Source organism: Shewanella basaltis (assembly GCF_023283885.1).
Classification (GTDB): domain Bacteria; phylum Pseudomonadota; class Gammaproteobacteria; order Enterobacterales; family Shewanellaceae; genus Shewanella; species Shewanella basaltis.
The window spans coordinates 110,032-123,056 of record NZ_JAKILA010000010.1 but is presented as its reverse complement, the minus strand read 5'-3'; the positions used below and the strand labels follow the sequence as shown (position 1 = coordinate 123,056).

Annotated in this window: 8 protein-coding genes and 2 pseudogenes; 1 reads left to right on the top strand and 9 read right to left on the bottom strand. The window is 44.1% G+C overall.

From position 1 onward, the window contains the following. Positions 1-215: 215 nt before the first annotated feature. Genes L2703_RS09370 through L2703_RS09350 form a run of 5 tightly spaced genes read right to left on the bottom strand, consistent with a single transcriptional unit; the run spans position 216 to position 7,956 of the window. Complete coding sequence (locus tag L2703_RS09370; protein ID WP_248970835.1) at positions 216-1,484, bottom strand: sensor histidine kinase; 1,269 nt, start codon at positions 1,482-1,484, stop codon at positions 216-218. Beyond that, positions 1,481-2,170, bottom strand: coding sequence for a response regulator transcription factor (locus L2703_RS09365; RefSeq protein ID WP_248970834.1), 690 nt, complete (start codon positions 2,168-2,170; stop codon positions 1,481-1,483). The genes L2703_RS09370 and L2703_RS09365 overlap by 4 nt, the downstream gene beginning before the upstream one ends. A gap of 18 nt (positions 2,171-2,188) precedes the next feature. After that, positions 2,189-5,353, bottom strand: coding sequence for an efflux RND transporter permease subunit (locus tag L2703_RS09360; RefSeq protein WP_248970833.1), 3,165 nt, complete (start codon positions 5,351-5,353; stop codon positions 2,189-2,191). 3 nt (positions 5,354-5,356) lie between these two features. After that, positions 5,357-6,565 (bottom strand): efflux RND transporter periplasmic adaptor subunit, encoded by a 1,209-nt coding sequence (locus tag L2703_RS09355; RefSeq protein ID WP_248970832.1) that lies wholly within the window; start codon positions 6,563-6,565, stop codon positions 5,357-5,359. Beyond that, on the bottom strand, positions 6,562-7,956 hold the full coding sequence (locus L2703_RS09350; protein ID WP_248970831.1) for a TolC family protein: 1,395 nt from the start codon (positions 7,954-7,956) through the stop codon (positions 6,562-6,564). Before L2703_RS09350 ends, L2703_RS09355 begins: the two co-directional genes overlap by 4 nt. 613 nt (positions 7,957-8,569) lie before the next feature. Between L2703_RS09350 and L2703_RS09345 the strand changes: the two genes are divergently transcribed. Then, entirely contained in the window at positions 8,570-10,942 is a 2,373-nt protein-coding gene (locus L2703_RS09345) for a bifunctional diguanylate cyclase/phosphodiesterase (RefSeq protein ID WP_248970830.1), read from the top strand. Here the strand turns inward: L2703_RS09345 and L2703_RS09340 are convergent. The 4 genes and pseudogenes from L2703_RS09340 to L2703_RS09325 form a co-directional block, all read right to left on the bottom strand. Continuing rightward, positions 10,939-11,109: pseudogene (locus L2703_RS09340) on the bottom strand (helix-turn-helix domain-containing protein); the annotation flags it as partial. The gene L2703_RS09345 and the pseudogene L2703_RS09340 overlap by 4 nt on opposite strands. 58 nt (positions 11,110-11,167) lie before the next feature. Further along, a complete protein-coding gene (locus L2703_RS09335) occupies positions 11,168-11,737 on the bottom strand; it encodes a DUF7010 family protein (RefSeq protein ID WP_248970829.1) in 570 nt (189 codons plus the stop codon). Between the two features lie 177 nt (positions 11,738-11,914). Beyond that, a pseudogene (locus L2703_RS09330) lies at positions 11,915-12,112 on the bottom strand (hypothetical protein); the annotation flags it as partial. Between the two features lie 65 nt (positions 12,113-12,177). Further along, the gene (locus L2703_RS09325; RefSeq protein WP_248970828.1) at positions 12,178-12,927 is read right to left on the bottom strand and encodes a DUF1499 domain-containing protein; all 750 of its coding nucleotides are present in this window, start codon (positions 12,925-12,927) and stop codon (positions 12,178-12,180) included. Positions 12,928-13,025 lie beyond the last annotated feature (98 nt).

The window sequence follows — 13,025 nt, the reverse complement described above, 5'->3', positions numbered from 1 at the left end:
TATGTCAACCAGTTGCCAAAAAGAGGGAGTGGAGATTGTCGCAGGGCGTTCTCTGTGGCTGATGTGCAGAGCGAGTCAAAGTAGAGCCGGGCATCTATCTGTAATCGTAAAGGGCTTAAGCGCGATATACTGGCATTCGACCGAATGAATTCGATTTAAACAAGACAGCAATGATGACGAATTTACCTATAACGATAAATGTAGCTGCTGAGTTTTTATCCAGTAGGTGCTCTAGTAAAGTCGATGGTCACCTTACGCCCCCGATTGGTTTCAATGTTTTGATATGGCCAATCATATTGCGCAATTAAGCGCGTAGTAAGCTCAAGCCCCAACCCAAAACCTAAATCGTCACTGCTGCTGGTCTGAGCTTCAGACTGATTAATCACGCTGACCGATGTTGCCGACTGCTCAATGGTCACCGAGCCTTCTTGCGTGTGCTGTAATGCATTACGAATAAGATTAGTCATAATAATGCGGCATAAGGTACTGGGTAATTGCTGTGACGATTCATCTGTCGAAATGTTAAGTTCAATATTTTTGCCGTGGGTTAAGTAAGCTAAATCCTGCACAAGTTGACGAATAAGCGGGCCTAATTGCACCTCATTAAGCGGTAAACTTTTTCCTTCGCGCCGTGTCAGCCATAATAAGGTTTCAGTTAAGTCTGTCATGGTGATACCCGCACGCTCTATACGGCTAACCACCTGTGCTTGTTTGTCTGCGCTAACCCCTTTGCTGATCATTTTTTGTAATAGCTCTGTATTGGTACGAACCACGGCAATAGGCGTGCGCAGCTCATGGCTGGCGTAACTTAAAAACTGCTGCTCGCGGGCTAGGCTCTCTTGCACTGTGCTTAAGCTGGTTTTAATGATTGACGCTAACGTATTCAGCTCGCTGTAGTGAAAATCTGGCGTTGGCTGCTCAAGCTCCTCAGTGGTGAGGCCTTTCGCCCAGTTCTTGAGTCGCTCTACTGGCTGCGTTACACGACGTATCACCAAAATGAGTACAACTGCAAAGGCCAAAATACCCAGGATTGCGGTGAGAAAAATGATTAAAAAATACGGAGGACCTTGTCGCTTAAACGCGCCGATTTTTTCGCGTTCAAATACGGTGGATACAAAGCGTGTTTCAGTACCGTATTGTACTTTCATGGTAAAATAGCCGACATCAGGCGGAGTAATGAGATTACCGCCTACAATGGTCTTATTTAACACATTAAATTCTGTGGGTGGCGCTAACATGATTTGGCGCACGGTTTCAGGCAAGTCTTGCCAACGACTGGCAACAGTAAATGCATCAAACTGATATGGCTTGCCGTCCGACACATTTTGTTGCTGGGCTTGAGCATACAAAGCAATCCGCATCGATGAATCCATACCGGCAACAAAGTAGTGCAAACTCAGCGCTGACAAACTCAAAATGGTTCCAATACCGGTCACCAGCATAGCCAGTATCACATATAAGCGAATGCTCGGGAGTATCTTCATGGCCTATCAGATTCCTTTATTGCAAAACCGTAGCCACTCACTGTGTGCAGTAGCTTGTTGTCATGGTCTGCATCCACTTGCTTACGCAAATTAAAAATGTGTACTTTTAAGCTGTTACTGTCGGGTTGTTCATCGCCCCATACCATTTGCATTAACTTTTCCCGCGACACAGGATTGGGGCTGGCGCGCAGTAATACGGTTAAAATTTTCAATGCGGTCGGCGACAGCTTTAATTCGACGTTATGACGAAAAGCCTGCTTTTGCTGTACATCAACACTTAAGTCGGCCAGGGTAAGGCGTTGCACCTGACCACTGCGTCTACGGGCCAACACTTTAATCCTGACAATAAGCTCTTCCATAGCAAATGGCTTCACTAAATAATCGTCCGTCCCATTAGCAAAGCCGGTAAGCTTATCATCTAGGGTGTCACGCGCGGTGAGCATTAACACTGGTACATCAATGCCCTCTGCGCGAATAGATTCACACACTTGCAGACCATTCATTTTGGGTAAATTTAAATCCAAAATAATCGCGTCGTAATGGTTTTGCTGAATTAAATGCAGCCCAGCCAAACCATTAGCACTGTGATCGCACAAGATGTCTTCAAGTTCTAAATACTCAATTACCGCTGTGGCAAGATCGAGATCATCTTCAACCAGTAATAACTGTAACTTATCGGTTGTCATCGAACTGGCTCCTTGGCTTTATACTGGCGCTGTCGCGTCATGATTAGGGCGTAATTTATTCATGATATTGGTGATAAACTCGTTTGTTTCACATTGAATCAACAACAATGACGGCGTCAAAATCAAGGTGATCACAGTGGCAAACAAAATACCATACCCCAGTGCTGCTGCCGCAGGAATTAAAAACTGCGCCTGTAATGAGGTTTCGCCTAATAATGGTGCTAACCCTGCAAACGTGGTCACCGATGTGAGCAATACTGCACGTAGGCGTCCGGTACATGACTCAACAATGGCATCGTGTATCGACAAGCCTTCTTCTTTAAGCAATTCGTTAAAACGCGACACCAATAAAAGGCTGTCGTTTACCACCACACCACTTAAGGCCAATATACCATTTAACGATAAAATACTGATGGTTAAGTCATTCCACCAATGGCCTAAAATCGCACCGACTATGCCAAATGGGATCGCGGTCATGATGATAACCGGTTGCACATACGACTTAAGCGGAATAGCCAATAAAGCATAAATAGCGATTAACGCTAACACAAACATCGACTCTATCGAGCTTGTGGTTTCCGCTTGTTGTTCAGCTTCGCCGGCAAAATTGAAACTCACGCCAGGGTATTGCACTTCTAATTGCGGCACTAACGTTTGCTTAAGCTGGCTGACTAACTCATTAGAGGCAATTTTGTCTTTGTCTAACACCGCACTAATGTACACTGCTCGTTGGCTGTCAATACGAGTGATACTCGATGGCTGATAGTCGTTAAAAATATCGGCTACATGGCTTAATGGCACTATGGTTCCGTCACTAGTGCGCACATTAGCAAGTTTGACATCACTAATAGTTTGGCGGTCTTCGTCTGGGTAACGTACACGCACTTTGACTTCATCTTTACCCCGTTGAAAACGCTGTACCACGCCGCCACCAAATGACTGTAACACTTGAGCAGATAAGGTTTCGGTATCAAAACCTAAAGCGCGACCTTGTGCCGTTAATTCAAAGCGATATTGCGGCTCACCTAAGTCAAGGTTGTTATCAATGCCACTGACACCGTCCATCACCTCAATTGCAGCTTTAAGTGCCTGGCCTGCGGCAAAAACAGACTCAGTATCGCTGGCTTTAATTTCAACTTTGAAGTTATCGAGCATTTCTTGTTTTGCTAACACCTTAAATTTTTTAACTCCTTCCATTTGACCAACAGCCTCGGTCCATTTGAGTGTAAATGCTTTAAGGGTGTACGGGCTATTTGGGTCAAGCTCGACCTGCACCTGGCCTGAGTCACTGCTACTGGCCAATACATGTAAACTGGTCAGGTAACTGTCTTTAGCTTCATCGTTATGGTTAAATTGGGCGGCCAATTCCGCGTCAACTTGCTTAGCAGCATGCTCTAAGGTTGTTAGGTTTTTGTAAGTTTGACCAAAACTGGCGTCATTTTGCATCGAAAAATCTGCAACGGCGGTATCGCCAGTAATATCAGGAAAAAACGCCACCCTCACGCTGCCAGTGATTGGCATGCCTGCCACAATAATAAATAATGCTATAAACACCATAACAACGGCATAACGAAAACGCAGCGCAAACTCAATAAGTGGTTGGTAAATGACTCGGCTAGACCACTGTAAACCACTGTCGGCCGCATGCTGAATATGATTAAACCAAGATTTTTTAGCACGCTTTTTAGTATCAATATGGGCTAAATGCGACGGTAAAATAAACTTAGATTCCACCAGCGACAACATTAAACATATTGCCACTACCGTGCCAAACTGAGCATAAATCTGCCCTAAGCGCCCTTCTACATTGGCCAAAGCCACAAACGCCACCACGGTTGTTAATACGCCAAAAATGGTCGGTGTTGCCACCTTTAACGTGCCTTTAATGGTGTTATCAATCGTGTCGCCGTATTTTTGTCTGGTGCTGTAAACGCTCTCACCAACCACAACCGCGTCATCGACCACAATCCCCAACGCCATAATAAAGCCAAAGGTGGTCATCTCATTTAAGGTTAAACCGGCAAACGAATTGCCCATAAAAAACAAGGTGCCAAAAAACACAAACGGTAAACCGGCTGCGACCCAAAACGCCACTCGCAAGTTTAAAAACAACGCCAAAATAATAAACACTAACGCAATACCGCTAAGGGCATTTTTAACTAATAAGCTTAAACGCTCGGTAATTAATGTGCTTTTATCATGCCAAGTCGCAATACTGACTCCCTCAGGCAAGACGTTAGCGTTTCTCCATTTTTCGACGACTTGGCTTGCTTGTTCAACAATGTTAACAATGTCGCCATTTTCATCCATCACAATTTCAATCGCACTTGAGTTGGCATTGTTATAACGTGACAATACAAATGTGTCGTCGGCAAAATCGTCTTTTACTGTGGCTATATCACCTAGGGTGATTATCGAACCCTGGCTGGTTGTAACAATAGGCAATGCCATAAAATCTTGCTGCTGATAAGCCTGATCTGACACTTTTAAGCGCACGGTTTTGTCATCGTTGTATAAGCTGGTCGAAATAGACGTAGACGACTCTGCGTTTACCGCGCTGGCAACAGACGCTAAGGTTAAGCCGTAGGCTTGTAGCTTAGCCTCGTCCACTTCGATTGAAATCATCGGCTCAGCTTTGGCTTTAATTTCAAGGTCATGAATCGCGTCTTGGCTGAGTAAGTCCGACTTAAGCTGTTCGGCTAACGCCTGTAATGTGGCGCGGTCAGCGTTGCCATAAATTTCAATCCACAGCGCATGATCTTGCATGCGCATTTTATCGATAACCGGATTTTCAGCTTCGCTAGGAAAGTTATAAATTGCGTCGACATTGGTTTTAATGTCGGTGAGCAAGGTATCTAAATCATACGAGCTGGTTTTCTCAATCATCACACTACTGCCATTGGCATTAGAGGTTGAGGTAATACGCTTAATACCTGGTACGGTCTCTAAGGCATCTTCAATTTTAATCGCGATGCCTTCTTCTGCTAATACAGGATCGCCGCTGTCATAGGTAACCGATACTGTGACGCGATCTGGCTCTAAACTCGGAAACGCTTCTTTACGCATGCTGTTTAACGAAAAAAGCCCAACAACTATCATGCCAATAAGTAACAAGTTAGCCGCCACAGAATTTCTCGCAAACCATGCGATAGCACCAGTATGGGTTGATTGGGTTCCAAACATGGCTTACACCTCTACCTTAGCCAACACTTTAGTGCCGACCTTAAAATTACTGAGTGGGCGATTTACTATTTGCATGCTGTGCGGCTCGTTAGTGTGCTCGATAACAATGGGAGAAACATAAACAAAACCGGCTTTTTCGAATGCAACTTTGGCAGCAGACTTTGCAAGTAAGCCATTGTGGTCTACAAACCAGATATCGCCTTGCTGCGAAATAGCAGACGAAGGTAATTGCCACAGATTATCTATCGCCTGGCCTGCAATCACTGTTTTAACAAAGGTGCCTGGATACAAATCAATTGGTTGTTCTAATGGATTGTCAACGACAACAATTAATGAACGTTGGCGACTGGTTTGGGTTAAATGTTGCTCTACGCGCTCAATATAACCAGGCCATTGCGTTAGACCATCGCTGCTTTGTATTGATACTTTCCAGGGCGTTTTGGCTAATGTGGCGTTATCAAAAGCGGGTAAGTTTTGCCATTGTTGTTCAGACAAAGGCACGCTCACTTCAACTTCAGCCACACTGTATAACGCCCCTAGTTGAGTGCCGGTTTGCACATAACTGCCAGGCTGCACATCGCGGCTAACAATCAAGGCATCAAAGGGGGCGGTAATTTGGGTGTAAGCCAGATCTTGCTGGGCTTTTTTAAGTGCTTGCTTGGCATTGTCTAATGCCGCTTTAGCTTGAGCTAATTGTGGCGTGCGCAATACAAGCGGTGATGCAGGTTCGCCAGATAACCCTGAACGCAGCCACTCCGCTTTTGCTTGTTCGCCTTCGCGTTGCTCTTCTAATAAATCCAGTTCTGCCTGAGCAACATCAGTTTGCGCTTGGGTTAATGCTTGCTGGTAGCTAATGTCATTGATTTTACCAAGTACCGTGCCTTTTTTGATCACTTGGCCTGATTCAAATTGACGATTAATCTCAACCACTTTACCGCTAACTTCAGCACTTAATGTTAACTCGAAGCGCGGTTTTGCTTCACCAAAACCAATCACTTCTGCCTGATAAGCTTGGCCGGTTACCACCACGACACCAACTTGCGGTAGTAATGCGGCGGTAGCGGTTTTTTCAAGCGGCTTTACTGTTGCCTGCGCACCTGGTGCCTTTTGATTAGGTGCAGGTGGTAATTGGGAGGCGGTATAAGCTAATGCAGCAAAAATGCTGCCCACTGATAATACAGTCACAATCACGTTTGTACGGTTAAGCTTCATGCGGATACCCCTAGACCTAATGCCAGGCCTAAATCAATTCGGTTTATAAGACGGTTATAAATGGTGGTGGCAAGTTGCGCTTCAATATCATAGGTTTGCTGCTGCACAGTAAGCAGGTCAAAAATATCAACTAATCCTTGGCGGTATTTTTGCTCGTAACTCACCACACTGCGCTCGGCACTTTGTTGTGCATCGGTTAAATGTTGCTGCTGTTTGGCTAGGGAATACTCTTGACCAACTGTGTTCTCAACTTCGTTAACCGCATTCAGTAAGGTTTCTTGATAGACCCAATAACGCTGCTCGGTGGTTAATCGCGCTAGTTCTGCTTGCGATGTTAACTGACCACCTTGAAATATTGGTGCAGATAATTGCCCAAGCACACTCCACAAAGGGCCCGTGAGTAAGGCGTCACTTGGCGACTGTGCAATATCGGTTAAACTGGCCGCTAAGCTAATTGACGGTAACATGGCTTTATAAGCGGCATCGGTACGTAATGATTCGGCTTCAATATTATAAAATGCGGCCTGAATGTCAGGCCGACGCCCCAGTGTTTGCTGTCCAAGTGAGCTGATTGGGTTTAATACCGTCGGAAATTGCGCGGCGACCTCGGCAGCTAAATCCTTGCCTGTCCATTGTCCGGTTAACAAGGTTAACTCACGCTGACTTTGGGCAAGTTGCTCTTGGTAACTCGCCAAAGTTGCTCGAGTACTCGCCGCACTGGTACTGGCGTTATCAAGGTCTTCTAGGCTACCTAGCCCCACTCTATAACGCGCCATGATCAGCGCCTGATTATTGTCGAGTACGGCTAAGCGCTGGGTTTCAATGGCCACTAATTGTTGCTTTAGGCTGATATCCAACCAACTGCGCATCACATTAGCAGCGACTAAATCTTTTGCGCTTTGTAAACTGGCTTGTGAACTTGCAATGTCTTTTAATGCTGCATTACTGCTGTCGGCAATTTTTTGCCATAAATCTAATTCCCAACTGACGGTGATGTCGGTGGTGTAGCTGTCGTCACTGTCTTCAGTTGCTGAGCCACTAAAGCCAGCAGCAACTGAGGGTAAGCGACTTGCAGAGGTAATACCATGCTGGGCGTATGCCATATTTAACGCGACCACGCTTTGCTGCAAACTCGGATTGTTTGCTAGTGCGCGAGTAATAAACTGCTGTAACTGAGGCACATTCACTAAATCGGTTAACGTCGCCACAGACGTTTGTGGGGTTCTCGTTGCAGACTCTGCCAACAACTGCGCCAATAATCCTTGACTGATATCGGCCTCAGTTTGGCTCGCCTGCTCACTATAATTGTTATAGTCAACGCTGCTGCACCCTAAAAGGGCAGACACCATCAGTGCAAGCATTGCGTATCGTAAAGCGGGTTTTACCATCATGATTTGCGACTCCAAACGTGTGTATGACACAACAATGGCACCAGCATACTCACAGGCAGGTTAAGAAGGGGTTAAGACAAAGATTAAACGCGCAAAAGAATCGATGTGTTAGCAAAGTGCTAGGGCCTGTTGACCTTTCAAGATTGTTTTTGCAGCGAATTGTTGGCCATTACTCATATACAAGTGCGCGGCAGAAACTTTGAGGTGTAGTTATTCTACATAAAAAGTCGATAACGCAGTAAAAATGACCAACAAACGCTGCCCACAGGGTTCGGCTAAAAACGTTTTACTCTTTGTTGAACGATGCTTTACAAATAAAGAGTTGCTTAGGTGACTAGGCTACAATCCATTCGCCTCGATTAAAACGTTTTTAACTCGAACAAAATTCAACCTGCAAAGATCAACAGACCTCAGGTAAACAATGGGGGATTACGATATGGAGCGTATATAACACATCGCGGTTGAGTCATTCTCTGAATGACAAATTGTCACTCATACTGATAATCTCTTAGCGTGATATTTATTATCTTGAATTTTTAACCTATTCTGTTTAAAAGATTATTAAATACCTCTCTTGGGCTCACTGGTTAATTGTTATCAAGGAATGCGTTGTATGGCGATAGCACAAAATCAAACAATTACCAGCAGTCTTGGACGATGGATGCTTTACGCCATGGCAGCACTTTTGATATGTGTAGGCGCTTGTTTTCTCTGGGTTTCCAGCCAATTAATTAATGCACGCTTTGATAATTTTGACGCAAAATTTTACGAGCAACAATTGATGCGGGTTAATGGGGTATTTGAGCAAAATAATTTGGCGTTTGAAGCCAGCTTGGTGGACTACGCTCACTGGGATGATACCCAACAATTTGTTTTGGGCAACAACCCTAATCATATAAACGAAGATTACACCCCTGAAGCGCTTGATAACATCCAAGTCAACGGCTTAATTATTACAGATTTAAATGGCAAATTAGTCACACCTGCGCTTGTGAAACAAGCTGGAGTATTAGTGCCAATGTCAGAGGACTTATGGGCTAGCTTGCAGCCTGTGTTACCGTCACTCATGTCACCAGACCAAACAACCGTGACCAGTAAAATCGTTTGGCACAATAACGTCGGTATATTAATTTCTGGTGTCGCGATTACCAATAGTTTCAAAAATGCCCCAACAAGCGGTTATTTATTTTTTATTCGCATTTTAGATGAGCCGCTTTTAAATGGTTTGCGGGCATTAACATTGGTGCCTTTTCAATTAGTCCCAAGCCAAGCCACTGCACAACCAACATCGTTAGTGATACAGCAAGATAACAATGGCAACAAACAATGGTTAGCCACACAAACCTTAACGGGATTGGCCGCCAAAACTGAAGTACAAGGTGGCACACACCTAAAGGCGGAACGGGAGCTCACCTTTACCTTATTATTGTTAAGTGTGGCTGGTTTAACGCTGGTTTCACTCATTGGAAATTATTGGATTGTACACTTTAAGGTATTAAACCGACTGCATCTATTCTCAACCCTTGCAGACCAATACAGGCAAGAGCCGCACTCCCTTATTCGCTGGCCACTAAAAGGCCATGATGAATTAGATAATCTTGCACAATCACTGAATGAATTTATTGCCGAAGTTGAAATTCGACATAATGATTTGCGCCATATCGCCCACCATGACTCACTCACAGGTATTGGTAATCGACGTCTATTACAGACCAAACTCGACATCAACATGCAACAACACGCACGAACACCAGATTTTACCAGTACCTTACTGCTAATCGATCTTGATGGTTTTAAGTTGTTTAATGATGGGTTAGGACACGCTGCTGGCGATTATATTCTTAAATTAATTGCCCAGAGAATGGCTTCACTCGTACGCGTTGATGACACCGTGGTGCGTCTAGGGGGCGATGAATTTGCTATTTTACTAGAAAATACTACCCCAGACTCCGCTCATTCATTTGCAGAACAGTTACTTAAACATATTGCAAAATCTTTTGAATATGAAGGACATAAACTCAATTTACACGCATCAATCGGGATAGCATCACTCAAATACGGATTATCGAAAGAAGATGTCATTCGCAATGCCGATCTCGCCATGTACGAAGCCAAACGCAGAGGAAAAAACCAGGTCGTCGCCTTTAAAATTAACTTCCTTGATATTGTTTCTCGCCGTATGCAACTTGAACAAGCTTTGCGAGAAGCCCTAAATGAACAAGAATTAGCCATTTGGTTTCAGCCCATCATTGATGCCCAAAAGGGGTGTGTTATTGGCCTAGAAGCACTCTCCCGTTGGCGGTTAAGCAGTGAGTTTATCCCACCAAATGAATTTATTAGTATTGCTGAGGCATCAGGGATGATCACAAAACTAGGTCGCCAAGTATTTGATAAGGTTGGCGCTGCGCTACAAGAACTGCGAATTGATTACCCGCAACTGCAGTGCAATGTCAATTTGTCATTAAGGCAGTTTAGGGATTCAGATCTGACCAAAGATATCATTGAATGCATTGAGAAATACCATTTACCGGCTTGTGCCCTGCATTTAGAGCTTACCGAAAGTATGATTGCCGAATCTGAAACTGAGATTTTACCCACCATGCAAAGCCTAGTAGGACACGGATTTAAATTTCATTTAGATGACTTTGGCACAGGGTACTCATCGCTTGAACGATTAAAAAACTTACCCTTTGACACCTTAAAAATTGATCGTAGTTTTGTGGTCCCTTTAAGGCAAGATGATCACGTAATGGTAAAAAATATTATTAATATCGGCAGAGAATTAGGCATGAATTTGATTGCCGAAGGTGTAGAAACTGAAGTTGAAGTTCATAAGCTTTTGCAACTTGGTTGCCATCAAATTCAAGGTTATTATTTTGCTCGGCCTATGCCGTTAGATGAATTAAAAATCTGGCTAGCCACCACCCAACCCCAGCACCTCGCGGCGCACAAATCGAGTCAACTTAGCCAACACCAACAACCTTAATGCCCTTTTAAGCGTCGACTCAGGGCACTTTGACTGATCCCCAACATTTGCGCAGCCGCAGTTTGATTATTTGCAGTGCGGCTCATGGCCTCATCGACTAATGCCTGATTCATTTGGGCAATGGTCGGCAGTTGTTTGGGAAAAATAATCGTGTTTTGTGGCGCGTCGGTTAACCATTATTGCTTATAACCACAGCTTAGTGCTGTGGCTTTTAGTGGTTTCGCGTTAAACACTCATGGTTAATTTTTGCTGTTGGCACCAATGAGACTCCATCACCGGAATAGTAAACCCGTAACACAACACCACAATTAACGGCTGAATTTGAAAGCTTAATTCTGGCCATAATTGAAAGGCAACAACACAAGCAATGGTACGAACAACGGCATGTGCTATAGCAATTTTTTGTGCCGCTATCACGCCATGTACCAGCCACATCAGCCCAGTTTGAATGGCTAATACAAAAGGGAGTGCAAGATAGTTTTCCATAAAAAATGGAATGCTAATGCCAAAGGTTAAAAAACTCATCCCCACTGCAGCGAGAAACACATTGTCGAACCAATTGCGGTCAGCTGTTTTCTTAAAGCCAAAGCTTTCCCCCGTTAGCTTAGATATCCCCATGGCCAAATATACAATTGAGCCTGTACCGATAAAAATGGCCATTACCATTTGCGAAGCGGGTAACATAAAGCTTAAAACAAATAACATACTCCAAACAATCATGCCTGATAACGGCATCGCCAATGCACGTTGTTGACGATATTCAATTAATTGTTGATCCAATGATTTATGTTGCATGATAAAGCCTCCTTGTTGGTATGGATTCATTATCAGCAAACTACTCTTTGGATTGCAGTGCACTTTGTCAGCAATCAAGGATGACAAATGTCATCTTATGACAACGAATACCACTGCCTGCCCATAAAAAAGAGCACCTAAGTGCCCTTTAACGTAAACGACAATGGTCATGATTCTAGGGTCTTTTGATCTTTCAAGGTTGTTTTTGCAGCGAGTTGTTGGTCTTTTATACAAGGCAGAGACTTTGAAGTGTAGTTATTCTACATAAAAAGTCGATAAAGCAGTAAAAATGACCAACAAACGCTGCCCACTGGGTTCGGCTAAAAACGTTTTACTCTTTGTTGAATAGATTTTGCTTAGGTGACTAGGCTTCAATCCATTCGCCTCGATTAACACGTTTTTAACTCGAACAAAATTCAACCAGCAAAGATCAACAGACCCTAGAGTGATTCAGCAAAGCGTTGACTAAATTCTTTGATACGCTTTGCATTAACTCCCGCATCTCCTCGACCAATACGCGATACACTGCGCAGATCAATACGGCTGCCCTGCTCTACACTCGTCACCACCACCACAACATCATCGGCAAAATTGAAAAAAGGCGTTCTGGCCGTCGCTTCAAAGCGCTGGGTTTGCGGTTGTTGATCCACAATCGCCCACCCCATAGCTTTCGCCACATCAAGGGCTTTGTTAAACGCAGCCTCGGTGTTTAACTCAGACATAATAGGTTGAATATCTGGATATGCCTGTAATTGCTGCGCAGCAATCTCTGGCCCACCATACACTAACGTATTTTTAGCACCTATACGGCTATCGGTTAAAAAGATAAATTGCGGCGGTGTCTCTGTGTTTGTCGTAATATCATGAATAGGTGGATATTTTACTGGCTCAACAATCAAGCCCATCAGCATTGGTGACAACATGCCAAGGCCAATAAACAATGCCACAACAGACTTACCTGTGCCGCGGGCTTTAGGAGTATCAGTTTTAATCATAAACCCAACCAGCAAACTCACCAGAGCGACCGCCACCACAATATAACCCAGTACATTATTGTATGTACGGCTTGCAACAAAACCCGTTATCGGTTCCCACAACCCCATTGATGACCCAAAAATCATCAAAACTGCGGCAACGCCAGCAAGCAATGCAACCATTAAGGCAATCTGACTCACAACATTTTTTTGCATTATATCCACCCTTATAAGAACAACTCATTTATGTGATCAATATTGACCACAGTTTCTTGGCAAAAATTTCCTGCCGCACATAAAAATGCTTAGCTGAC